At 65.3% G+C, this 21,863-nt stretch carries 25 protein-coding genes; 3 read left to right on the forward strand and 22 right to left on the reverse strand.

Features of this window, described 5'->3' with window-relative positions; all coding sequences use genetic code 11:
- Positions 1-37 precede the first annotated feature (37 nt).
- The 18 genes from G520_RS0119655 to G520_RS0119740 form a co-directional block, all read right to left on the reverse strand.
- On the reverse strand, positions 38-1,360 hold the full coding sequence (locus G520_RS0119655) for an ATP-binding protein (RefSeq protein WP_028537146.1): 1,323 nt from the start codon (positions 1,358-1,360) through the stop codon (positions 38-40).
- Positions 1,336-1,998, reverse strand: a complete 663-nt coding sequence (locus G520_RS0119660) for a response regulator (RefSeq protein WP_028537147.1) — start codon at positions 1,996-1,998, stop codon at positions 1,336-1,338. The genes G520_RS0119655 and G520_RS0119660 overlap by 25 nt, the downstream gene beginning before the upstream one ends.
- 29 nt (positions 1,999-2,027) lie before the next feature.
- On the reverse strand, positions 2,028-2,294 hold the full coding sequence (locus tag G520_RS0119665) for a PepSY domain-containing protein (RefSeq protein ID WP_028537148.1): 267 nt from the start codon (positions 2,292-2,294) through the stop codon (positions 2,028-2,030).
- 90 nt (positions 2,295-2,384) lie between these two features.
- Positions 2,385-3,131 (reverse strand): type II secretion system protein N, encoded by a 747-nt coding sequence (gene gspN / locus G520_RS24155; RefSeq protein WP_051229538.1) that lies wholly within the window; start codon positions 3,129-3,131, stop codon positions 2,385-2,387.
- Positions 3,128-3,640 (reverse strand): type II secretion system protein GspM, encoded by a 513-nt coding sequence (gspM, locus tag G520_RS0119675; RefSeq protein WP_028537149.1) that lies wholly within the window; start codon positions 3,638-3,640, stop codon positions 3,128-3,130. Before gspM ends, gspN begins: the two co-directional genes overlap by 4 nt.
- Positions 3,641-4,828 carry a type II secretion system protein GspL gene (gspL, locus tag G520_RS0119680; RefSeq protein WP_028537150.1) on the reverse strand — a complete coding sequence of 396 codons (1,188 nt, stop codon included), beginning with the start codon at positions 4,826-4,828 and terminating at the stop codon, positions 3,641-3,643.
- Entirely contained in the window at positions 4,803-5,753 is a 951-nt protein-coding gene (gspK, locus tag G520_RS24160) for a type II secretion system minor pseudopilin GspK (RefSeq protein WP_028537151.1), read from the reverse strand. Before gspK ends, gspL begins: the two co-directional genes overlap by 26 nt.
- Entirely contained in the window at positions 5,750-6,322 is a 573-nt protein-coding gene (locus G520_RS0119690) for a prepilin-type N-terminal cleavage/methylation domain-containing protein (RefSeq protein ID WP_028537152.1), read from the reverse strand. The genes gspK and G520_RS0119690 overlap by 4 nt, the downstream gene beginning before the upstream one ends.
- On the reverse strand, positions 6,319-6,696 hold the full coding sequence (gene gspI / locus G520_RS0119695) for a type II secretion system minor pseudopilin GspI (protein WP_028537153.1): 378 nt from the start codon (positions 6,694-6,696) through the stop codon (positions 6,319-6,321). Before gspI ends, G520_RS0119690 begins: the two co-directional genes overlap by 4 nt.
- Positions 6,693-7,133 (reverse strand): prepilin-type N-terminal cleavage/methylation domain-containing protein, encoded by a 441-nt coding sequence (locus tag G520_RS0119700; RefSeq protein ID WP_028537154.1) that lies wholly within the window; start codon positions 7,131-7,133, stop codon positions 6,693-6,695. Before G520_RS0119700 ends, gspI begins: the two co-directional genes overlap by 4 nt.
- Before the next feature lie 3 nt (positions 7,134-7,136).
- A complete protein-coding gene (gene gspG / locus G520_RS0119705; protein ID WP_028537155.1) occupies positions 7,137-7,577 on the reverse strand; it encodes a type II secretion system major pseudopilin GspG in 441 nt (146 codons plus the stop codon).
- A gap of 16 nt (positions 7,578-7,593) precedes the next feature.
- Positions 7,594-8,796: a type II secretion system inner membrane protein GspF gene (gene gspF / locus G520_RS0119710; protein ID WP_028537156.1), complete on the reverse strand. Its 1,203-nt coding sequence runs from the start codon at positions 8,794-8,796 to the stop codon at positions 7,594-7,596.
- A gap of 2 nt (positions 8,797-8,798) precedes the next feature.
- Positions 8,799-10,238 (reverse strand): type II secretion system ATPase GspE, encoded by a 1,440-nt coding sequence (gene gspE / locus G520_RS0119715; protein ID WP_028537157.1) that lies wholly within the window; start codon positions 10,236-10,238, stop codon positions 8,799-8,801.
- Positions 10,235-12,436 carry a type II secretion system secretin GspD gene (gene gspD, locus G520_RS23575; protein WP_051229539.1) on the reverse strand — a complete coding sequence of 734 codons (2,202 nt, stop codon included), beginning with the start codon at positions 12,434-12,436 and terminating at the stop codon, positions 10,235-10,237. The genes gspE and gspD overlap by 4 nt, the downstream gene beginning before the upstream one ends.
- The gene (locus G520_RS0119725) at positions 12,433-12,915 is read right to left on the reverse strand and encodes a hypothetical protein (RefSeq protein ID WP_156877023.1); all 483 of its coding nucleotides are present in this window, start codon (positions 12,913-12,915) and stop codon (positions 12,433-12,435) included. The genes gspD and G520_RS0119725 overlap by 4 nt, the downstream gene beginning before the upstream one ends.
- A gap of 335 nt (positions 12,916-13,250) precedes the next feature.
- The gene (locus G520_RS0119730) at positions 13,251-15,032 is read right to left on the reverse strand and encodes an acyl-CoA dehydrogenase (RefSeq protein WP_028537159.1); all 1,782 of its coding nucleotides are present in this window, start codon (positions 15,030-15,032) and stop codon (positions 13,251-13,253) included.
- 84 nt (positions 15,033-15,116) lie between these two features.
- Positions 15,117-16,055, reverse strand: coding sequence for an electron transfer flavoprotein subunit alpha/FixB family protein (locus G520_RS0119735; RefSeq protein ID WP_028537160.1), 939 nt, complete (start codon positions 16,053-16,055; stop codon positions 15,117-15,119).
- A 1-nt stretch (position 16,056) separates the two neighbouring features.
- Positions 16,057-16,803 carry an electron transfer flavoprotein subunit beta/FixA family protein gene (locus G520_RS0119740; RefSeq protein ID WP_028537161.1) on the reverse strand — a complete coding sequence of 249 codons (747 nt, stop codon included), beginning with the start codon at positions 16,801-16,803 and terminating at the stop codon, positions 16,057-16,059.
- Between the two features lie 253 nt (positions 16,804-17,056).
- Between G520_RS0119740 and G520_RS0119745 the strand changes: the two genes are divergently transcribed.
- Positions 17,057-17,476 (forward strand): MaoC family dehydratase, encoded by a 420-nt coding sequence (locus tag G520_RS0119745; RefSeq protein WP_028537162.1) that lies wholly within the window; start codon positions 17,057-17,059, stop codon positions 17,474-17,476.
- On the opposite strand, the gene queG is transcribed toward G520_RS0119745, so the two are convergent.
- Positions 17,451-18,551: a tRNA epoxyqueuosine(34) reductase QueG gene (gene queG / locus G520_RS0119750; protein ID WP_028537163.1), complete on the reverse strand. Its 1,101-nt coding sequence runs from the start codon at positions 18,549-18,551 to the stop codon at positions 17,451-17,453. The two genes, G520_RS0119745 and queG, sit on opposite strands and share 26 nt — an antisense overlap.
- Here queG and tsaE point away from each other — a divergent pair.
- Both tsaE and G520_RS0119760 read left to right on the forward strand, forming a co-directional pair.
- Entirely contained in the window at positions 18,550-19,044 is a 495-nt protein-coding gene (tsaE, locus tag G520_RS0119755; RefSeq protein WP_028537164.1) for a tRNA (adenosine(37)-N6)-threonylcarbamoyltransferase complex ATPase subunit type 1 TsaE, read from the forward strand. The genes queG and tsaE overlap by 2 nt on opposite strands.
- Positions 19,002-20,237: an N-acetylmuramoyl-L-alanine amidase gene (locus tag G520_RS0119760; protein WP_028537165.1), complete on the forward strand. Its 1,236-nt coding sequence runs from the start codon at positions 19,002-19,004 to the stop codon at positions 20,235-20,237. Before tsaE ends, G520_RS0119760 begins: the two co-directional genes overlap by 43 nt.
- Before the next feature lie 3 nt (positions 20,238-20,240).
- Here the strand turns inward: G520_RS0119760 and yacG are convergent, their stop codons facing one another.
- The 3 genes from yacG to coaE are packed head-to-tail and all read right to left on the reverse strand — an operon-like array spanning position 20,241 to position 21,854.
- Positions 20,241-20,429 carry a DNA gyrase inhibitor YacG gene (gene yacG, locus G520_RS24665; RefSeq protein WP_084637722.1) on the reverse strand — a complete coding sequence of 63 codons (189 nt, stop codon included), beginning with the start codon at positions 20,427-20,429 and terminating at the stop codon, positions 20,241-20,243.
- Positions 20,430-20,434: 5 nt separating this feature from the next.
- Positions 20,435-21,193 (reverse strand): cell division protein ZapD, encoded by a 759-nt coding sequence (gene zapD / locus G520_RS0119765; RefSeq protein WP_028537166.1) that lies wholly within the window; start codon positions 21,191-21,193, stop codon positions 20,435-20,437.
- Between the two features lie 31 nt (positions 21,194-21,224).
- Positions 21,225-21,854: a dephospho-CoA kinase gene (gene coaE, locus G520_RS0119770; RefSeq protein WP_028537167.1), complete on the reverse strand. Its 630-nt coding sequence runs from the start codon at positions 21,852-21,854 to the stop codon at positions 21,225-21,227.
- Between the last annotated feature and the right edge of the window lie 9 nt (positions 21,855-21,863).

A 21,863-nucleotide genomic window follows, 5' to 3' on the forward strand; every position in this document is an offset into this window, starting at 1 on the left:
TGCAATATGCGACATTACTCCCGCCCGGCCCGGGCGGTCAAGCGGCAGGAAAAAACACCTCGACCCGCAGGCCGCCCAAGTCCGCGGCGCCAGCCGCCTCGCCGAGGGTCACCGTGGCGCCGATGCGGCGCGCGATAGTGTCTACGATAGAAAGACCGAGGCCGCAGCCGGACTGCTCGCTGCCGAGCACGCGATAGAACGGGTCGCGCACGCGCTCGCGCTCATGCGGCGCAATCCCCGGCCCGCTGTCGTCGATGCGCAGAGTCACCCCGCTCTCGGTCACGGCCAGCGACAGATCGATGCGCCCGCGTTCCGGGGTATAACGGATCGCGTTATCGAGCAGATTCTTCAGCAAGGTATATAAATCGAGCGGGGTCGCGGCGACCTGTCCGTCCGCCTCGCCGCAGACGCCGAGATCGATCGATTTCTGCTGCGCCAGCGGCATCAGTTCTTCCAGCACAAGCCGGAAAGAGGATTGCAGGGAAACCGGGGCCACGGCCACGGTCGCCTGACCTTGGGCGCGTGCGAGCGCCAGCATCTGGTCGAGCAAGGTCCGCGTCCGCCCCAGACCCGCGCGCAACTCGCTCAGCCGCTCGCCGGCGACGGTCGGCAGCGGGGTGCCCGCCAGGTTTTCCGCCTGCAGCGACAGCGCAGTCAGCGGCGTGCGCAATTCATGCGCCGCATCGGCAACAAAGCGCCTCTGCTCGCCGACCGAGCGCTCGACACGAGCCAGCAGTCTGTTGATCGCCACCACGAAAGGCTGAACCTCACTCGGCAGACGCTCTGCGGCCACCGGCCCCAGATCCTGTTCCGAGCGGCGGTCGAGATCGGCCGCCAGTCGCCTCATAGGCCGGAACATGCGCCCGACCAAGCCACCGACCAGCAGCAACAACAGCGGAAACAGCACTCCCAGCGGCAGCAAGGTCCGCATGGCGCTATCGCGTGCGATCTCGTCACGGACGGTGGCCGGCTGCGCCACGGCGAGACGCGAGCCATCCACCGTGCCCACATAGACGCGCCAGGCTTCATGCCGGACCCGCACCGTGTGCAAGCCATCGGGCAAGTCGGCGGCAAGCGCCAGCCCCCCCTCTGCTGGGGTCGGCAGCGGCTGGACCACCAGCCGTGCATCGGCATCGCCGGAATCCGAGCGATAATGCAGACGGCTCGCAGAGGCCGGCAGATTCGACACCAGCTCCGCCACCTCGCGCAAGTGATCGTCCTGCATCTCGTTGGCTTCGCGCCACGCGGTGTGAAAGGAAATCGCGCCGGCCACGACGGCAATGACCAGAATCGTCAGCGACAGGTACAGGGACAAGCGAAATTGCAGCGAATGCCCTACCCTTCCCGATCGACCATCCATCCCACCCCCCTGACATTCTTTATCGCGTCGCTGCCCAGCTTCTTGCGCAGACCGTGAATCAGAAATTCGACCGCATTGCTCTCGACCTCCTCGTTCCAGCCGTAGATGCGCTCTTCAAGCTGGCTGCGGGACAGAATGGCTCCCGGCCGGATCAACAGCGCCTGCAGCAGGGCGAACTCGCGCCCGCTCAGCCTGACCGGACCGTGCGCGCCGCCCGCTTCACGCGTCGCCGGGTCCAGCGTCAGGGTCCCGTTGCCAAGCATCGCGCGTGCCACGCCGCCCTTGCGCCTCAGCAGAGCGCGCATCCTCGCCAGCAGCTCGCCCATATCGAAAGGCTTGAGCACATAGTCGTCGGCTCCCAGGTCGAGGCCGTTGATCCGGGCTTCAATCGCATCGCGCGCCGTAATCACCAGCACCGGCACCGGATCGTCCCCGGCGCGCATTGCGCCGAGCACCTCCATGCCATCCAGCCCTGGCAAGCCGAGATCCAGCAATACCAGGTCATAGCGCTGGGCACGGAAAGCCTGCAATGCGACGATGCCGTCTCGTGCGCGATCGACGGCGTAGGCCTCCATGCGCAGGGCCAGCTCGACCGCGTCGCCTATCATCGCGTCGTCTTCCACCAGCAATACCCGCATCAACATCTCCCTCTTGCACCCGGCACGCTTCAGCCCTTCTTCGCGATCGAACCATCCACCGGGTTGAAATAGAGCTCCGCCTCCCTGCCACGCCGATCCCGCGCGCAGACCTCATAGCAGACGCCGGTTTCACGGAACAGCTTGATCGTATAGCCGGCCTGGCGCAATGACAGCTTCATCCGGCTCTCCACCGGCGACGACTGTTCCGATTCGCGATCCGGCGCCGTGGACGCCAGGCTCAGGCCGGATGCTCCGAGCAGGACAAGTGAAGCAATGATGCGGCTTATCGAACGCATGATTTTCTTTCTCAGCGGAAAACATGACGCTCAGGATAAGGCAGCAGTCTTAGGCAAGACTTAGCGCCAGCCATCCGCCGCGACCGCAGATCACGACGGCAGCAAGCGCCAGCTCGCACCGGTCGGGCTGTCCGGCCGCCCCAGCATCAGCAGCAGGGGTTTGAGCGCCGGATAGCGCTCGGGCGGGCTGTCCGCACGCCCCGCCATCCGCACCGGCGCCCCCGGCTGCCAGCGCCCGTCGCCAGCGAGCGCCAGCGGACCCGCCAGCGTCCCCAGATGCAGCGCGAGTCCGGTTCCGTCTGCGCTGGCTTCCAGCGCATAGCGGCCGAAGGGCATCTCCGTGCTCAGCGCAGAACTGGCCGCCATCCACTCCAGATGGGCTCCGCCGTCGAAACGCCCCCCCTCCCACGCCAGGCGCCGTACATCCACGTCAAGGTCGCCGCCGAGACCCGCATTGCGCCAGGCCGGGTCAAGCCCGGCCAACGCGGCAACCGGCAGCTGCAACGACACCTTTTCCAGCAGCAGGGCATTACGCCCGAATTCGATGCGGGCGCCGTTGCCGGCTCCCGCGTTCAACTGCCACGCCAGCCGGCCGCGCCATAATGCGCGCCCCTGCCAAGACCAGGCGAGTCGAGCCAGAGGCAGCACCTGGCCATCCTCCCCCATGAAGGCCGGCGTGGCGCCCCCCTCCCAGACGCTTCCCTCCGCCGCCAGCAAGCGCCAGCGCCCGTGGCTCGCGCGAGCAAGAGAAGCATCCAGCCAACTCGCGGGCAGGTTCGCCAGCCCCGCCAGCGACAGCAGCAGCAGCCCCGGCAACAGCAGATAACCCGCCCTCACGCCTCGGCACCGCCATGGACGAAGACGGCGCGAACGCTGACCTGTCCGGGCGCGGCATCGGATTCGACATGAAATGCGGTCAGCCGCAAGTGGTAACGCTCCGACAGGATAGCCGCGCAGCGCAACCAGTCGTCAAAGACGACTTTTCCCTGCAGCACGACCCCATGTTCGCCCTCGGGGAGCAGTGTGGTCCGATCGAGCGCCAGTCCGGCATCGATGGCGCCTTGCCGCAGCAAGGCCATCAGTTCGGAAGCCGCCAGCGGAGGACGCAAGGGTTGCTCGCGCAAGGAGGCGGCTTCGCGCGTCAGCGACTGCAACCAGACGACTTGCGCCTGCCGCATCCGCACACTCTCGTCGAGACGACGCTCGGTGGCCGACAACGGCACCCAGACCAGATTGCAGAAGCCGGCAACGGCGAGCAGGACGGCCATGACCGTCAGCAAACCCCGCTCGCGCCGGCTGCGTTGCAGCCAGAACAGTCTCGCGGCCTGTTTCAAAGATGTACGCATTCAGGGCTCCCTGATGATCTGTATCTCCATCGCATCGGCACCCAGCGGACGCGTCTGCAGGACATAGCGGCGTTGCGCCAGACGCTCGCGCCATGCGGCAAGCTCGGAGACGGCCGGAGGTACGACGCGCAGCGTCAGACGTCCGTCATGGTAGTCGATGGTTTGCGCGCGCACGCCGCCGCCGGACGCGGCCAGGGCACCCATCGCTTCCAGCGCATCGTCCCTTGCCGGCAGGCCGCGAGCCAGGCGCAGCCGGTCGACCGCAAGCAGCGCACGGCGCGCGAGCTGATCCGTGGCCACCGCCCCCCCGACCAGCCCCCGGGCGAGCTCGCCCGCTTGCGAAGCCAGGCGCGCGCTCTGCCAGCCGAGCCAGGCCGTACGCACTCCGGCACCGGCCACCACGAGCAGCAGGGTCAGCGCCAGGATCCGCGCAGCGCGGCGCAACGGGGCATGCCACACGCCCCAGCCAGGTCGCGGCGCGAGCTCGCCACGCGCAAAATCGCCGCTTTGCGTCGCTGCCGCATGCCGCCAATCGCGCTCGGGCAACGGGCTCAGCGCCCCTTGCCAATCCGCAAGCGCGGCGGCTTCGCTCATGAGCTCCAGCGCCTCCGCCCCGCAGGCCCGTACGGCATGTGGGGCGTCGTTGCGCAGCAAGCGTGTCAACAAGGGTAAAGCCAGTTCGCCCGCCGGCACGAAATGCGCCGCCAGCTCGCCGCAACGGACGATGTAGCCATGACGCGTTGCGGCAACGGACCAGTCGCCCGCCGGGGGCAGGGGAAGCAGGCATTCCTCGGGCAACACCCGTTCAACCGCTCGCCCCATGGCACGCAAGGTCGCCAACGCGCGGCGCACTCCGGCCGCCTCGGTCGCGGCCAGCTCGCGCTGTCCGTCTGCCGCGATGGAACCGGCCAGGTACAGATTGGCGGAAGGCTCGTTGAGCAGGCGCTCCTCCAGTGCGAAGCCAAGCAGCGCGCCCGAACTCTGCCGCGTCGAGGCAGGCAAGGCGGCACGGGCGAACAGGGTACGACCGGCCGGCAACACCAGTTCATGCACCCGGGCGTCCGGCCAGTCGCCGACGGCTCCCTGCCCGCTTCTTGCGGGCTCGCCATCGCTGGCCAGAAGCGTCCAGTCGAGAACGGGGACAGCGTCGGGCCAGCCGTCGTCAAAAAACAGTCGCAGCGTTATCATGATTCTCCACAGTCAGCACCGGCGGCGCACCCTCCTCGCGCCAGCGCAGACGGGTATGCGCACCGTCGACTTGCAACAGCGCGCGGGTCCGCAACACCACCTTGCCCTGCCGCACGTCGCAATCCAGCCCGAAATAAGCCGACCCGACACCCAGCCACTGCCCGAGCGTCGTGACGGTAGCCACGCTCCTCAGCCGGCTCTGCACATCGGCAACATCGCGAAAATAATTGACCTTGCGTTGCGCCTGCAGCAACTCGAGATCGCCGGAACCCAGTTCGGGCAGCAGCGCCCGCAGCAACAACGGCGGCGCCGTATTGATATTGATGAACTTCACTTCGGCCGGCAACGCCGCAACATAGGGGGCCAGTCGTGCCCTCACCTCCGGGGTATAGCCCTCGACCCAGGCCAGCATCCCGATACGCTCAAGCAGATGCGCCGTCACCGGGGCGGCGGACAGCGGCGCCTTCGACCCTTCCGGCGGCAGCCGCAGGCGCATCCAGCGCAGCAGGGAGTCGGCCAGCGACGGCGCGAGCCCGAGGCCCGCCAGCAGGCGGCGATATTGTTCCACCCTCAGCGGATCGGCCGTATCGCCGCCGTGCGCGAGGGCGTTGATATTGAAGCGCGCCTGCATGTCGTACAACTGGCCGCGCAGGCGAACCCCCTCGGCATCGGTCGGGGGCAACGGCGAAGCCCATAACTGCCCCAGATAAACCGCACTGGACGACTGGTTGTTATAAGCCAGCATGGACAACGCCCATTCGATGCCGGACTCGGTGACCAGAGCGACCTGGGCCCGCTGCCTGTCGGTTTCGACCTGACGCCACCACAGGCCCTGCTGCCACATCACCAGCGCTGCGGCGCTGACCGCCAGCGCCACCACCAGCAGCGCCATGACGACCGCCATCCCTTTCTGTCGCCGCTTCATGGCAGATTCCACAGCCGCCGGATCGGCGCCTCGCCGGGCAGCCTGGCCGTCATTTCCAGCACGCGCGGCACGGCAGCGCTAGCCAGGAGAGGCGGCCAGGACTCCACCCAGCGTCCGTCGCTCAACAGCAGGCGCCAGCGCACGCTGGCGCCCGGGTCCAGCAAACGCCAGCCGGCCTGCTTGTCGATATCTGCGGGCGCGGCGGCCGACCAGCGCACACCGTCGGCGCCGCCGCGGTAGCGTATCCATTCCACGCCATCCGGATAACGCACGGAAAACACCAGCAGGTCGAGCCTGCCGCCGCCATCCGGCGTCAGACGCAAAACCGGGGCCGCTCCGGCCACGGGCGCAACCTGCGGGGCCAGGCGCCCGATATCGCCCTCCACGCGCCGGAAAGCGCGCGCGAGCCCCACCCATTGCCGCGAAACCTCGACCAGGCGCTCGCGCGTCATCAATAGCGCGCTGAAGGCGCGGTAGCCGAGCACCGAGAGGATGGCCATCAGACTCATCGCCACCAGAATCTCGATCAGGGTCATGCCAGCCTGGCGCCGATCGCGGACGCGCCTCATGGATTCACTTCCTGTTTCAGATAGCCGGTCATTTCCGCCAGAACATAGCGTTGCGCCTGCGGCGCGAGTACACGCACGACCACCTTGCGAAAGGAGGGGTTAGGCGTCGGACTGACAACGCGCTCCCAGCGCCAGCGCCGTCCATCCTCCTCCGCTTCGCCCGCATCCGTGCCCACCGCAGGCCAGACATGGGCGGCACGCAGCAGGACCAGACGGTTTTGCGCGACCCAAGCGGCCAGCATGCGCGAGCGCAAGGCGGCGCTGTTATCGGCAGCGACACCGCTCGCGCGCAGCAAGGCCGCCAGCGCCACCGCCATGATAGCCAGCGCCACCAGCACTTCGAACAGGGTGAAGCCCCGTGTGCGGCGCGTCACGTCCCCTCCCGTTCGACCCGACCCAAGGGCGTCAGACGCAACACGCGCATCCGGTCGCCCGCATGCAAGGTCAGGCGCAGGGCGACACTGCGTCCCTCCAGCCATAAGGGGCTGACACCGGGCAAGGGCTCCGCCCGTACCGCTTGCGGCCAGTCGCGGTCGGCGAAGAAGGGCTCGCCTGTCGGCTGCCAGCGCCCGTGCGCATCCTGGCGGCGAAAACCATAACCGCCTGCCGTCCACACCAGCCCCAGGGTGTCGCCCATTTCGTCGGCATCCACCGCCTGTTCCAGTACGCGCGCAAAACGCTCGCTTTCGTCGTCGGCCAGGCGTTGCGTGTTCGGCGCCAGCGACAGGCTGACAACACTGGCCATGATGCCGATGATGAACAGCACCACCATGACCTCTAGCAGCGTGAAGCCGCGGTCGCGCCCAGGCACGGCTCATGTGCCCCAGTTGCCGATCACCGACGAGGCGGCGGCGGACGCATCGCCATCGCTATGCGCCCCCAGGCTCCAGACATCGATCTCGCCATGGGTGCCGGGATTGGCGTAGCGATACGGGTTTCCCCAGGGATCGACCGGCACCCGCTCGATATAGCCGCCGGGCTTCCAGTTTTTCGGCTCGGGCGGCAGCGAAGGCTTTTCCACCAGGGCGGCCAGGCCCTGTTCGGCACTCGGATACTGCGCATTGTCGAGACGGTAGAGCTTCAGCGCTTGCATGAGGGTATTGATATCCTGTTTGGCGGCGACCGCCCGCGCCTCGTCGGGGCGCCCCATCACCCGCGGCACCACCAGCGCGGCCAGTACGCCGAGGATGACGATGACCACCATGATTTCGATCAGGGTAAAACCGCGCTCGCGCGCTTGCCGTTCTGTGTGCATCACAACTCCAGCAGGGTTAGCGAACCATTTGGTTCATATCCAGAATGGGCAGCATGATGGCCAGAACAATCACCATCACCACGCCTCCCATCAGCAGTATCAACAGCGGCTCCATCAACGTGGTCAGGGTGGCCAACCGCCGCTCGACCTCCTGCTGCTGCTGCGCGGCGGCCCGTTCCAGCATCGTCGCCAGCGTGCCGCTCGCCTCGCCGCTGCCGATCAGATGGATCAGGACCGGCGGGAACTGCTTGCTCGAGCCGAGGGCCCGCCCCAGGCTGCTGCCTTCCCGCACGCGCACCATGGCCTCGTCCAGTCCATCGCGCATCGGCACCATGCCAAGCAGGCTGCGTGCCGTCTCCATTGCGGTCAGCAGCGGCACGCCGCTGCTGACCAGTATCGCCAGCGTACTGGCCATGCGCGCGGTATTGAGCGCGCGCAGCAGGCGCCCGAGCACGGGCAGCGCAAGCAGGCGCCGATGCAGGCGCAGGCGCGGACCGGGCCGGGCCAGTACACGGCGTGCGGCGGCGCCGCTCAGCAACAGGCCGAGCAGCAGGGCCAGCCCCCATTGCCGCAGAAAATCGCTGCACGCCATCAGGGCGCGCGTAAGCCAGGGCAGGGTCTGATGCGTATCGCGAAAGACGCCGACCACCTGCGGAACCACATAGGTCATCAGTCCGGACACCACGAGCAAGGCAACCAGCGACACCACGGCCGGGTAGGCCAGCGCAAGCAGAACCTTCTGCCGCGTGGCCTGACTGTACTCGAGGTAATCAGCCAGCCGCGCCAGCACCAGATCGAGATGCCCGCTACGCTCGCCGGCTTCGACCAGCGCCAAATACAAGGCGCCGAACACGCGCGGCATGCCGGCCAGCGCCTGGGCGAAGCTCTTGCCGGCGAGAATGTCGTCGCGCAGGGCCGCGAGCACCTGTCGCGTGCGCGCCTGCTCCGACTGCTCCGTCACCGCCGCGAGCGCGCGCTCCAGAGGCAGCCCGGCACTGACCAGCGTCGCCAGCTGGCGCGTCAACAGCACCAGCTCCGCAGTGGACAGCCCGCGGCGCAAGCCCCCCTGTCCGCCGCCGGCAAGTACGGGCTTGACCTCGACCGGCCACAGTCCACGCTCGCGCAACTGGGCGCGCATGGCACGCGCGGAATCGGCGTCGCCCATCCCCTTGACCTCGCGCCCGGCAGCGTCCTGCGCCAGATAGCGAAAGCTCGCCACGATCAATTGCTCCGCGTCACGCGCAGGATTTCCTCCAGCGCGGTCTCGCCGGCATCGACCCAGCGCATGCCGTCTTCGCGCAGCATGCGCATGCCGCCGGACAGGGCCTGCTCGCGCAGCGCCTGTTCCGAGGCACGCTCATGCGTGAGATGCGCGAGTTGTTCGTCGAAAACCATCAACTCATAAATACCGTAACGTCCGCGATAACCGGTATGCGCGCATTCGGGACAACCGTGGGGACGATAGTGAGTCGCCCCCTCGCGGGTCGTCGCCGGATAGGGCCGCTTGCACAGCGGGCACAGCCGGCGCACCAGGCGTTGCGCCATGACACCGAGCAAGGATGACGCCAGCAGGAAGGGCTCGACCCCCATGTCGACCAGCCGCGTCACCGCGCTGGCCGCATCGTTGGTATGCAATGTCGCCAGCACCAAATGTCCGGTCAGTGAGGCTTGAACCGCGATTTGCGCGGTCTCGAGATCGCGGATCTCACCGATCATGATGACATCCGGGTCCTGCCGCAGAATGGCGCGCAAGGCTTTGGCGAATGACATGTCGATACGGCTGTTGACCTGGGTTTGTCCGACGCCGTCGAGGTGATACTCGACGGGGTCTTCCACTGTCATGATATTGGTTCGCGCCGCATCGAGCCGCGACAGCGCCGCGTAGAGCGTAGTGGTCTTGCCGGAACCGGTCGGACCGGTCACCAGCAGGATTCCGTGCGGCTGCCGGATCAGCCGGTCCACGGCCTGCAGGGTATCATCGGCCATTCCCAGCGTAGACAAGTCGAGACGCACCGCCTCCTTGTCCAGCAGCCGCAGCACCACGCGTTCGCCATGACTCGTCGGCAAGGTCGAGACGCGGACATCGACCGGGCGACCGCCCAGCCGCAGCGAAATGCGGCCATCCTGCGGAATGCGTTTCTCGGCGATATCGAGATTGGCCATGATCTTGATACGCGACACCATCGCCGCATGCAGCGCGCGATGCGGACTCACCACATCGTGCAAGGTGCCATCGAGGCGGAAACGTACCAGCGAACGATCTTCGAACGCTTCGATATGGATATCGGACGCCTGCTCGCGCAATGCCTGCATCAGCAGCGCATTGATCATGCGGATGATGGGCGCGTCATCCTCGGCCTCCAGCAAATCTTCGACCGCCGGTAGCGCATCCATCATCTGGCTCAAATCGATATCCTGCCCGATATCGTCGACCATGCCGGCGGCGCCGTCGCGATCGGAATAGAGCTCGGACAGACGACGTTCGAACGCTTCCGGTGCCAGCACCTCCAGGCCCGACGGCGTGCCGTGCAGACGCAACACCTCGGCCCAGGCGCTATCCGACGCGCCCTCGCGCAGCAACAGCACGCGCGCGGCCCCGTCACCCTGCAACATGACTCCGTTATTGCGGGCGAAGGCGAACGGCAGCAGCGGCGATGTCATGGCGCGACGGCTCCGGGTGCCAGCGGCGCGGGGGTCGGCGCCGGCACTGTCGTCGGCGCAGGGGCCAGCGGCGCCGGCATCGAGGGGGTCAGCAGGGTGCGCAGACCGCCGGGCATGGCATTGCGCACCGCGGCCGGATCGAAAGGCAGCTTGCTGGTCGCGGCCCTGTTGCTCTCGCCGATGATGTACTGATAGCGATCGGTCGCGATGGTCATCGCACCGAGGTCGTCGCGCACGATGGTCGGACGCAGGAAAACCAGCAGGTTGGTTTTGGTATGGGTACGGTTCTGATGCTTGAACAACCAGCCAAGCCAGGGGATGTCGCCAAGCAGCGGCACCTTGTCCTCGCTCACGCTGTCATTGTCCTGGATCAGCCCGCCGATCGCGATGACCCCGCCGTCATCGACGGTGACCGTGGTGTCTATGGTGCGGTAGTTGGTCGTCGGCCCGGCCGAGTTGCTCGCCGTACCGGCGGCGATCGCTGCCGCCTCCTGGTAGATGTGCATGCGAATGGCCCCGCCCTCGGAAATCTGCGGCGTGATATCGAGCCGGTATCCGATGCGCTGGCGCGAATACGTATTGAACGGCGTCGCCGTGCTGGTGCTGGAGCTGGTCGCATATTGCCCGGTCAGGATCGGCACCTCCTGCCCGACCTGTATCGTCGCCGGCTGATTGTCGGTCGCCATGATGTTGGGGTTCGCCAGCAGATTGCCCTGCGCCTCGTTTTCCAGCAGGCTCGCCAGGGCGGCCATATTCAGCACGGTACCGATGCCGGGGATGGTGATGGTCCCTTTGGAGATGCCGATATTCAGACCGCTGCTGCTGCTCAGAGTGGTATAGCCGGTTGTGCTCCCATTGATGGTGCCCAGCGAAGGCGAGGTTTGCCCGGTCCAGTTGGTCCCCCCCACGATGCTGACCCCGCTCGATCCCAGCCCCCCGAGTGCCTGCCATTGCATGCCCAGATCGACGATGCGCGTGGCCGACACCTCCATCACCAGCGTCTCGACATAGACCTGGGCGCGGCGACGATCGAGCAGATCGATCACATTGCGCAGATTGGCATACATCGCGTCCGGCACATTGAGGATCAGCGCATTGTTGGCACTGTCGGCCTGAATCAGCGAACCGGCCGAACCGGCCGCCACTTCGGCCACCGCCGTGGTCGCCGCGCCGGTGGCCGCACCGCCCGCGCCGGCGGTGGACGAGGCTGAGGACGAACCGGACGACATGTTTCCGTTCGATGAGCCGGTGGACGATGAATTCTGTCCCGCGCCAGCCGCCGAGGTCGGCAAGGATGCGCTGCGCGACACGGTGGTCGGCAGTTGCCCGGCATCAGACGCGAGCAGCGAGCGCAGGGCCTGCGCCACCCGCACCGCATCGGCATTTTTCAGGTAAATCACGCGCACATTCGCCCCGGCCTGCCCGGGCTGGTCTATCAGCTTGAGCAGGGACTTGACCTTGCCGACCTTGCTCGGGGTATCGGCGCGCACGAGCAGCAGATTGGCGCGGCCGTCGGCAACGATATTCACCTTGCCGCTGCCGCTGCCATCGCCGGCAGAGCTATCCTGCATCAGCTTGTTGAGGATGCTTGCCAACTCGATCGCCGAACCGTACTGGACCGGGATCACCGCCGTGTCGCCCTCGATCGCGCTATCGACGGTTTCGAGGATGGATTCGATGCGATTGAGGTTGTCGGCATAGTCGGTCACCACCAGCGCATTGCCCTGGGCGAAGACCGAAACCACATTATTGGGCGACACGATAGGGCGAATCACCGGCAGCAACTGGGTGGCATTGCCGTTTTTCAGGATGAAGACCTTGGTGATGAGCCGGTCGCCATCGTTTCGGTGCGGACTCCCCATGCCGGCATGCAGCTTGGCATCCGCCTCGGGGACGATCTTGATCACGCCGCGCCCGCTGACCGCCGAGAAGCCTTGCAGGCGCAGCGAGGACAGCATGATCTGATAGGCAAGTTCCTGCGGCACGGGATGCGCGGACACGATATTGACCGTTCCCTTGACGCGAGGATCGAGGATGAAGTTCTTCCCGGTGATCTGACCGATGGCGCGCACCACGGTTTCGATATCGGCGTTGACGAAATTGAGCATGACCGGCTCTGCTGCGACGGTTCGGGCCAGGCAGGCCAGTACCAGCGCGGCGGCGAGGCAGGACAAAGTGCGGCGATGAATTCGGATCATGGGGTCCCTGGTGCAGGCAGAGGGGGGGGCGGTTGCAAAATATCGGACGACGACATCGAACCGGGGGCGGGGGCGCCGGGGGGAGAGGCAGTCGCGCTGCGCGCGGCGAGCAGGGACAGCAGTCGTTCGCCGTCGGCGGACGACATCACGGCGCCGTCCGCGGTCACCCGCTTGAGCGTCCACCCCCCGGCCGTCGTCGCACCGACGACAAGCGACGTCTCATGCCCGCCCTCGTCCACGATGACGAAGCCGGGTGATGCGCCTTGCGGTGCATACACGCCGACCACGCTCAGGGGCGGCGGCGTCTCCTGCCGACGCACGACCTCCCCGAACCAGTGCTGCGCGGTGATGCGGGCGACGGCGGCACGCGGGGCCGGTGCCGTCAGCGACCACCGCACGAAAGGGGCCGGTGCCAGCAACCACGACATGGCGGCGCCCAGGCAGACCAGTGCCGCGGCACCGGCTAGCAAAGGGAGCATGAATGCGATCCGGCCGGCCGAAACGCCGCCGTTCACCATCAACCTCGCTCTCCACCGCCACGGTTGCGACATTTCGTTCCTTTTTCTGAGCGAGCTTCAAGCATAAGAAGACTGACGCGGTAACGACAAGTGGCCCTTGGACCAGTAAGTAGCCGGCGACAGCCCCGGCGCGTTCGTCTCCCCGCCGCGCCGACCGCGCGCAGGGATCCGTATTTACAGTTCTAGCGGATATTAAAGCCAGGTATACATGAGAAACAAGGGAAGCCGGTCGAACGGGGTGGGAAACAAGCCGCAGAAAACGCCCTGCCGGCGCCCGCAGGCGCCGGCAGGGACGGTCAGAACTGCGCTTCGTCCAGCGCCATAACGCTGGCGGCGCCATCGGTAATGGCCGCGGCCAGCCCATGCGTGCGCGGCAGCAAGTGCTCGCCGTAAAAGCGGGCGATCATCAATTTGGTACGCAGGAAAGCGACATCGTCGTCGCCGTCGCTCAGACGCTGCGAGGCAACCAGCGCCGCACGCCCCATCTGCCAGCCGCCGAGCACCAGGCCCATCAGGTGCAGGAAAGGCACCGCCCCCGCCGCGGGCAACTGCGGATCGTCGCCGTAATTGGCCAGGATGAAGTCGACGCAGCGACCGGCATGGGCTGCAGCCAGCCCCAGATTGTTCGCCAGCGACGCCAGTCCTATCGCATGCAGCTTCTCGACGGTGACGACCACCTCGGTCAGCAGCGTGCGCGCGGTGCGCCCGTGCTCGCTCGCGATCTTGCGTCCGATCAGATCGAGCGCCTGAATGCCGGTCGTGCCCTCATAGATCGACGTGATACGCGAATCGCGGAAATACTGGGCCACGCCCGCGTCTTCGATATAGCCGCTACCGCCGTGAATCTGCATCGCCAGCGACGTGATTTCAGTGGCTTGTTCGGTATTCCACCCCTTGACGATGGGAATGAGAAAATTCAGCAACGACTGATTGCGCGCGCGTTCGCTCTCGACCGGATGCCGCGCCGCGCGGTCCAGCGCCGCCGCCGCGTAGCAGGCCAGGGCGCGTTGAGCCTCGATCTGGGCGCGCATGGTCAATAGCATGCGCCGCACATCGGGGTGACGAATGATGGGTACGCTGTCCGGCGAATCGAGGCCGATGCCGCGGCACTGCACCCGCTCGCGCGCATACTCGACCGCCTTCTGGTAGGCGCGCTCGGAAACCGCCATCCCTTCGACCCCCACGCCGAGACGCGCGTGATTCATCATGGTGAACATATAGGCGAGCCCCTTGTGCGCCTCGCCCACGAGGTAGCCGATCGCGCCGCCGCCGTCACCGTAGCTGAGTACGGCAGTAGGGCTGCCGTGGATGCCGAGTTTGTGCTCCAGCGACACGCAACGCACATCGTTGCGCTCGCCGAGGCTGCCGTCGGCATCGACCAGGAATTTGGGCACCAGAAACAGCGAGATGCCTTTCACTCCGGGCGGAGCATCCGGCAAGCGCGCGAGCACCAGATGCACGATGTTGGCGGCCATGTCGTGGTCGCCCCAGGTGATGAAGATTTTCTGCCCGCTGATACGATAGCGGCCTTCGGCATCCGGCGTCGCCTTGCAGCGCACTTGCGCCAGATCCGATCCGGCCTGCGGCTCGGTCAGGTCCATCGTACCGGTCCATTCGCCGCTGGCCATGCGCGGCAGATAAAGCGCGCGCAGTTCTTCCGAAGCGTGGTGGTGCAGCGTCTCGATGGCACCGAGAGTCAGCATCGGCGCCAGAGAAAAAGCCAGATTGGACGAGCACCACATTTCTTCGGCGGCCAGGGCCACCAGTGCCGGCAAGCCCTGCCCGCCATATTCGGCCGGTGCGCGAAGCCCCACCCAGCCGGCGTCGACATACTCCTTCCACGCCGCCTTGAACTCGGGCGGAGCCGTCACGCCGGATGCATCCCAGCGCGAACCCTTGTCCCCGGCCACATTGGTCGGGGCAAGCACGCCTTCGGCGAACTTGGCTGCCTCCTCCAGAATGGCGTCCACCAGATCAACCGAGCAATCCTCATACCCGGGCAGCGAGCAGACCGCAGCCAGATCGGCCAGTTCGTTGAGGGCAAAACGGATATCCTTCAGCGGTGCGTGGTAAATCATCGATTTCTCCTTGCAGCATCGTGATATGAAACCAATCCGGTCCGGCGCAGATAAAAAAAGGGCGGCCCCGAGGCCGCCCTGCTTTCATGCCTGGCCGAGTTCCGCCATTAATTCCGGCACAATCGTAAACAGGTCCCCGACGATCCCGTAGTCGGCCACCTGGAAAATCGGCGCGTCTTCGTCCTTGTTGATGGCGACGATCACCTTGGAATCCTTCATTCCAGCCACGTGCTGGATGGCGCCGGAAATGCCCAGGGCTAAGTACAGTTCAGGTGCGACCACCTTGCCGGTCTGGCCGACCTGATAGTCGTTGGGCGCATAACCGGCGTCGACCGCCGCCCGCGTCGCGCCGATGGCGGCGCCCAGACGATCGGCCAGGGGGTCGAGCACGGCGTGGAACTGCTCGGCAGATCCAAGCGCACGCCCCCCCGAAACGATGACCCGTGCATTGGCGAGCTCGGGGCGATCGAGTTTGATCAGCGCTTCGGACACAAATTCGGACACGCCACTGTCGCCGCCCGCCGCAACCGGCTCCAGTATGGCCGCGCCCGTACCGGACGGCGCATCAAAGGCGGTGGTGCGTACCGAAATCACCTTGACCGGATCGGAGGACTGCACGGTCGCCATGACGTTGCCGGCATAGATCGGGTGCACGAAGGTATCGGCGGCTTCGACCGCGACCACATCCGAGATTTGCGCCACGTCGAGCAAGGCGGCAACGCGCGGCAAGAAATTTTTCCCGAAGGTCGTGGCCGGAGCCAGGATATGGCTATAACCAGCGGCCAGACTCACGGCCAGAGCGGCCAGGTTCTCGGCCAGTCCGTGAGCATAAATGGCGGCATCGGCCACCCGCACCCGTGCGACGCCCTCGACGGCCGCAGCGGCGCGGGCCACGTCCTGGCAATCCAGCCCGGCGACCAGTACATCGACCTCACCGCCGATGGCGCGAGCCGCGGCAACGGTATTGAGGGTGCTCGCCTTGAGGTTCAGGTTGTCGTGTTCTGCGATAACGAGAATAGCCATGTCATAGCACCTTTGCTTCGTTCTTGAGTTTGGCCACCAGCTCGGCGGCAGTTGCGACCTTGATGCCGGCTTTGCGCGGCGACGGCTCGGCCAACTTCAGGGTCTTCAGCCGCGGCGCGATATCGACGCCCAGCTCGGCGACGGTCAGCTTCTCCAGCGGTTTCTTCTTGGCTGCCATGATGTTCGGCAGTTTGACGAAACGCGGTTCGTTCAAACGCAGATCGGCGGTCACCACCGCCGGCAGCGTCAGCTTGACCGTCTGCGCGCCGCCGTCGACTTCGCGCGTTACCGTCACGCTGTCGCTCAGCTCGACCCTGGACGCGGCCGATCCCAGCCCCCAGCCCAACAGGGCAGAGACCATCTGTCCGGTCTGGTTGGCATCGTCGTCGATCGCCTGCTTGCCCAGCAGCAATAGCCCCGGCTGCTCGCGGCGCGCAACGGCCGCCAGCAGCTTGGCCACGGCCAGGGGCTGCAACTCGGCATCGGTTTCAACATGAACGGCACGGTCGGCCCCCATCGCCAGCGCGGTGCGCAACGTTTCCTCGCACTGCTTGACGCCGAGCGATACGGCAACGATTTCGGCAACCTTGCCCGCTTCTTTCAGTCGTACGGCCTCTTCGACGGCGATCTCATCGAACGGATTCATCGACATTTTTACGTTGGCAATATCAACGTCGGAGCCATCGGACTTAACCCGGACTTGCACGTTGTAATCGACAACGCGCTTTACAGCGACTAGAACTTTCATATTCCTCCAGCGAGCATCTCTGGGTTATCAAATAGGGCGGCATATTGCCGATGCGACAGCTGAAAGCCTGCTCCCAGGCCCCCAGGACGGCACGCACCCCAGGCCAACAAACGTTTGATTGAAGTATGACATGCACATCATCGCAAATTAAACACTAGACTGTGATAGTACGATATTTCCCAACGGTTTGCATTGCACAAGGTCCAGGTGCAGTGCCGCGCTTGATTAACGTCACATAACAGGAAACCCGGACATGACCGTATTCTTCGAAGACATCCAGCTTGGCGACAGCGCCCAGTATGCCAAGACCATCACCGAGGCCGACATTCTGCTTTTCGCCGCGGTCTCGGGCGACAACAATTCCGTCCATTTGAACCAGGAATACGCGGAAACCACGCCATTCAAGGGACGCATCGCCCACGGCATGCTCACTGCCAGCCTGATATCGACGGTGCTCGGCACGCGTCTGCCCGGCGAAGGTGCGATCTACCTGTCGCAGTCGACGCGCTTCAAGGCGCCGGTGCGCATCGGTCAGACCGTCACCGCCCGCGTCACGGTCAAAGAGCTCGACGCGGCCCGCAAGCGCGTCACCTTCCAGACCGAATGCCGCGTCGGCGAGCAGGTCGTACTGGAAGGCGAATCCCTGGTCATCGCACCCTCGCGCCCGCAGTGACCGCCAGAGCGTGCCGCCCCAGCGCCCAGGCGACATGCTCGCGCACGACAGCGTCCGGGTCCTCGCTCCGCGCCTCCAGCGCCGCAACGACTTCGGCGCTGGTCGGCGCATTGCCGAGGCCGACCGCCAGATTGCGCAGCCACTTGCCATAGCCGATGCGATAAATCGCACTGCCGGCGAGCCGCTCGTGAAAATCGGCCTCGCTCCAGGCGAAAAGCTCAACCAGCCGCGAGCGGTCCAGTCCGTTGCGCACCGCAAAATCGGCTTCGGCGGTATCGACGGCGAAGCGGTTCCACGGACAGTGCAGCTGGCAGTCGTCGCAACCATAGACCCGGTTACCGATGAGACTGCGCCATTCGAGCGGGATGGAGCCGTCCAGTTCGATGGTCAGGTAAGAAATGCAGCGGCGGGCGTCGACCTGATAAGGCGCGACGATGGCCCCGGTCGGACAGACGTCGAGACAGCGCCGACACTGGCCGCAGTGCCCGCTCGTCGCCTCGTCCGGCGGCAAGGGCAAATCCGTGAACAGCTCACCGAGAAAGAACAGCGATCCCTGATCACGCGTCAACAGCAGGGTATGCTTGCCTCGCCAGCCCAGGCCTGACTGCGCCGCCAGCGCGACCTCCGCCACCGGCGCGCTGTCGGTAAACACGCGGTGCCCGAATTCGCCGACGGCGCCGGCGATGCGCCGTGCCAGCTGCTGCAGGCGCGCGCGCAACACTTTGTGATAGTCGCGCCCGAGCGCATAGCGCGAGATATAGGCGCTTGTCCCCTCTTCCAGCACGCTGCGCGCATCGCGCGCCCCGCCCGGCCAATAATTCATGCGCGCCGTTATAATGGTAAGCGTGCCGGGAAGCAGCTGCCGCGGTTCGACCCGTTTATGCCCATGGCGCTGCATATACTCCATTTCACCGTGATAGCCGGCTGCCAGCCAGGCATCGAGCTCGCGCGCCGCCTCGGCGGGTAGCTCGGCACGGCTGATGCGGGCATCGGCAAAACCCAGTTCGCGCGCCCAGGCTTTGATTTGGCTCGCCAGTTCCGGATAATCCGGTTTTTGAAAGGAATTCTCGTTCATGGGTATCGATGATAGCAGCGAATGCAGCGGGCGCTTGCCGGACGAAGCGGCGACCCGGGCGCTGGGCGCCGCCCTCGCCCTCGCCATCGCACCCGGCATGTCCATCCGCCTGCAAGGCGATCTCGGCGCCGGCAAGACCACGCTGACCCGCGCCCTTCTTGCCGAATGCGGTTACGCCGGCAAGGTGAAGAGCCCGACATATACCCTGGTTGAAAGTTACTCTCTGCCCGCGATGACGGTCCACCATTTCGACCTCTACCGTTTCGCCGACCCGCAAGAGTGGGATGACTCCGGATTCAGCGACTATTTCGCACCGGACACGCTCTGCCTGATCGAATGGCCGGATAAAGCCGGAACCCTGCTGCCGGCGGCCGATATCGAATTACGACTTGAGGTCGAAGGCGAAGGCCGGTGTTACCATATCAAAGCATTAACAGAAACAGGACTCGCATGTCTGAAACGCCTTTCGACCCAGGCCGTCGGCAACTGCTGAATCTCGCCGCCGCCACTTTCCTGCTATCGGTCAGCCGCGCGGGGATGGCCGCCGACGACACGCAGATCGTCGCCGTGCGCGTGTGGCCCTCGTCGACCTATACCCGCGTCACGCTGGAAACCAGCGACGCCATAAAATTCAAGCAATTCACCGTCACCGGCCCGGACCGGCTGGTCATCGACCTCGAAGGCGTGCGCCTCAACGGCATTCTCAAAGAGATCAACGCCCAGATCAGTTCGGCAGACCCCTTCATCAAGACCGCGCGCGCCGGCCAGTTCAACCCCGACACCGTGCGCCTGGTGCTGGAGCTGAAAAACGCGGTGCGCCCACAGCTGTTCACACTGGCTCCGGTTGCCGGTTTCCGCAACCGGCTGGTGATCGACCTTTATCCGGTCGCGGCGCAGGATGACCCGCTGCTCAGCTTGTTGGAGGATTACAACAAGGGCAAGCTGCGCGAACCCGATGTGCAGACACGACCGAAAACCGATCGCAGCCGGCCCATCCTGGTCATGATCGACCCCGGCCACGGCGGGGAAGACCCTGGCGCGACCGGACCGAGCGGCACCCACGAGAAGAACGTGGTGCTGCAGATCGGGCATCTTCTGCGCGACAAAATCAACGACAGCGGCAAGATGCGGGCCTTCATGACCCGCGAGGACGATGTTTTCATTCCGCTCGGCGTCCGCGTCGCCAAGGCGCGCAAACTGAACGCCGACCTGTTCATCTCAATCCACGCCGACGCCTTCCTGACGCCGGCGGCCCGCGGCGCATCGGTCTTCGCCCTGTCGGAGCAGGGGGCCACCAGTACGGCAGCCCGCTATCTGGCCAAAACGCAGAACGATTCGGACCTGATCGGCGGCGTCAAGATCGCCACCCGCGACCGCTATCTCGCACACACCCTGTTCGATCTGACACAGACGGCAACCATCAACGACAGCCTGAAGCTTGGGCGTGCGGTGCTCGGACAGGTTGGCAATCTGAACAGGCTGCACAAGGGGCGGGTGGAGCAAGCGGGGTTTGCCGTGCTCAAGGCGCCGGACATTCCGTCCATCCTGGTCGAGACCGCCTTCATCAGCAACCCGGAAGAGGAACAGCGACTGCTTGACAGCGACTTCCAGCAAAAAATGGCAGAAGCGATTTTCTCGGGGGTAAGGACCTACTTCGCCCAGGGTGCGCCGATCGCGAACGCCTGAAGCTCAGACGCCCGACTCTTCGCTGTCGGGCGAATCTTCACTCGCGGGGACGCGAAAGCTCTCGCTGGCCCAAGCCCCAAGGTCGATAGTCTTGCAGCGCTCGCTGCAGAAGGGCCGAAAGGCGCTGGCCGGCTCCCAGCGCACGCTTGCGCCGCAGGTGGGACAGGTTACGGTAAGAACGCGAGGCGGCATGGGAATCAGAATTTGCAGTGCGTAAGGGAAAAATCGACATCGGCCTCGGTCTGGCGCGGTCGCGACTCGCCAGTGACCGCATTGATAAAGCGGATGTTCAGTGCATATTTGTTCGCCGACAGCTCCGGTAGAACGTTCAGGCTCTCATCGTAGCCGACGCGAATCAGCTGAACCACCTTGCCGCCCGACATCTGCTGAAAAGCGCCATTGCGCGCTACATAGTGGTGGGTCTTGCCGCTATCGCGCAGCATCTGCAGCAGAATTCGCGTTGCCGCCGACGTCGGCATCAACGGAGCCGCCCAGCGCATCAGGTCGACGCGGCGTTCCTCCGACGTTTTCTGCTGCCACAAGTGATAAGACGGCAGATCGAACTGACAGGTCCCGCCCGGAATCACGGTGCGCTGCTTGATCGCCATCAGCCACTCGTTCTCGCGAAGATGCTGGCCAAACTTGCCGGTCAGTGACAGCAAGCCGGTGGCCGTTTCCTCGATATCGTCCAGCACCCCTTCCAGGGTATCTTCCGCCACATTGGGGTTATCCCGCAGCGCCTCGAGTATCTGCTTCTGCCTCTCCAGCTCCTGCAGCAGGTCGGCTTTCAAATCGGCGCGCGATGCGGTCTCGAGCAATTCGAACAACACCTGCAAGGCAGCATGGTGCTCGAAACGGTCTTCCCTCTCGATGAAAAAAGCCAGGCGTGCGTAGAGCTGCTCCAGGCGGAGCAGTATCCGGGTTCGTTCGGTGACAGGAAATTCGAAGCTGATCACAGCACGGCGCCCCTTCTTCGGTGGCTTTGATTCAAGACAGACACCCCGACTTATCGAGGATTGCATGATAATAACGATGTTTCCGCTCAACTTGAAGTCTCATCGCGCTAATTGTTCCGTTATTATCGATAATATCATCCGCGCGCGCGTTTCTTTGCTCGCGCGTGCACTGTGCCGCCATGATGGCGCGCACCGCCGCTTCGTCCAGCCCGCTGCGACGCATGACGCGCTCGATCTGGAGCTCCTCCCGACAATCGACCACGAGGCTGCGCCAGAGCAAGGGCAGGTAGCCGCCGCTTTCGAACAGCAGTGGCACCGCCAGCATCACATAGGGCGCATTCGCTGCCGCCACCCGGCGCAGGCTCTCATGCTCGATCATCGGGTGCAAGATCGCCTCCAGCCGCTGGCGACAAGCGGGATCGCCGAACACCAGCGCGCGCATCACGGCGCGGTCCAGGGCGCCGTCGGCGCCACGCACCGACTCGCCGAACGCATCGACAATAGCAGGCATCGCCGCACCGCCGCCCGCGGTCAGCTCATGCGCAATCACGTCGGTGTCAACGACCGGCACGCCGAGATCGGCAAAACACTCGGCTACGGCGCTCTTGCCCGAACCGATACCGCCGGTCAGGCCGACCAGTTTCGGGATTTTCGCCTTCATTGTCGACTC

This window comes from Paludibacterium yongneupense DSM 18731 (genome assembly GCF_000422925.1).
GTDB classification, from domain to species: Bacteria; Pseudomonadota; Gammaproteobacteria; order Burkholderiales; family Chromobacteriaceae; genus Paludibacterium; species Paludibacterium yongneupense.

What these genes read in the sequence shown, in the direction of transcription:
- G520_RS0119760 (WP_028537165.1), top strand. Translation starts at nt 19,002, where the DNA reads ATGTCTGAAACGCCTTTCGACCCAGGCCGTCGGCAACTGCTGAATCTC.
- G520_RS0119745 (WP_028537162.1), top strand. Translation starts at nt 17,057, where the DNA reads ATGACCGTATTCTTCGAAGACATCCAGCTTGGCGACAGCGCCCAGTAT.
- G520_RS0119655 (WP_028537146.1), bottom strand. Translation starts at nt 1,360, where the DNA reads ATGGATGGTCGATCGGGAAGGGTAGGGCATTCGCTGCAATTTCGCTTG.
- tsaE (WP_028537164.1), top strand. Translation starts at nt 18,550, where the DNA reads ATGGGTATCGATGATAGCAGCGAATGCAGCGGGCGCTTGCCGGACGAA.
- gspG (WP_028537155.1), bottom strand. Translation starts at nt 7,577, where the DNA reads ATGCACACAGAACGGCAAGCGCGCGAGCGCGGTTTTACCCTGATCGAA.
- G520_RS0119735 (WP_028537160.1), bottom strand. Translation starts at nt 16,055, where the DNA reads ATGGCTATTCTCGTTATCGCAGAACACGACAACCTGAACCTCAAGGCG.
- gspE (WP_028537157.1), bottom strand. Translation starts at nt 10,238, where the DNA reads ATGACATCGCCGCTGCTGCCGTTCGCCTTCGCCCGCAATAACGGAGTC.
- G520_RS0119660 (WP_028537147.1), bottom strand. Translation starts at nt 1,998, where the DNA reads ATGCGGGTATTGCTGGTGGAAGACGACGCGATGATAGGCGACGCGGTC.
- coaE (WP_028537167.1), bottom strand. Translation starts at nt 21,854, where the DNA reads ATGAAGGCGAAAATCCCGAAACTGGTCGGCCTGACCGGCGGTATCGGT.
- gspD (WP_051229539.1), bottom strand. Translation starts at nt 12,436, where the DNA reads ATGATCCGAATTCATCGCCGCACTTTGTCCTGCCTCGCCGCCGCGCTG.
- G520_RS0119740 (WP_028537161.1), bottom strand. Translation starts at nt 16,803, where the DNA reads ATGAAAGTTCTAGTCGCTGTAAAGCGCGTTGTCGATTACAACGTGCAA.
- gspK (WP_028537151.1), bottom strand. Translation starts at nt 5,753, where the DNA reads ATGAAGCGGCGACAGAAAGGGATGGCGGTCGTCATGGCGCTGCTGGTG.
- G520_RS0119665 (WP_028537148.1), bottom strand. Translation starts at nt 2,294, where the DNA reads ATGCGTTCGATAAGCCGCATCATTGCTTCACTTGTCCTGCTCGGAGCA.
- G520_RS0119690 (WP_028537152.1), bottom strand. Translation starts at nt 6,322, where the DNA reads ATGAGGCGCGTCCGCGATCGGCGCCAGGCTGGCATGACCCTGATCGAG.
- yacG (WP_084637722.1), bottom strand. Translation starts at nt 20,429, where the DNA reads ATGCCGCCTCGCGTTCTTACCGTAACCTGTCCCACCTGCGGCGCAAGC.
- G520_RS0119730 (WP_028537159.1), bottom strand. Translation starts at nt 15,032, where the DNA reads ATGATTTACCACGCACCGCTGAAGGATATCCGTTTTGCCCTCAACGAA.
- queG (WP_028537163.1), bottom strand. Translation starts at nt 18,551, where the DNA reads ATGAACGAGAATTCCTTTCAAAAACCGGATTATCCGGAACTGGCGAGC.
- gspM (WP_028537149.1), bottom strand. Translation starts at nt 3,640, where the DNA reads ATGCGTACATCTTTGAAACAGGCCGCGAGACTGTTCTGGCTGCAACGC.
- G520_RS0119725 (WP_156877023.1), bottom strand. Translation starts at nt 12,915, where the DNA reads ATGCTCCCTTTGCTAGCCGGTGCCGCGGCACTGGTCTGCCTGGGCGCC.
- gspL (WP_028537150.1), bottom strand. Translation starts at nt 4,828, where the DNA reads ATGATAACGCTGCGACTGTTTTTTGACGACGGCTGGCCCGACGCTGTC.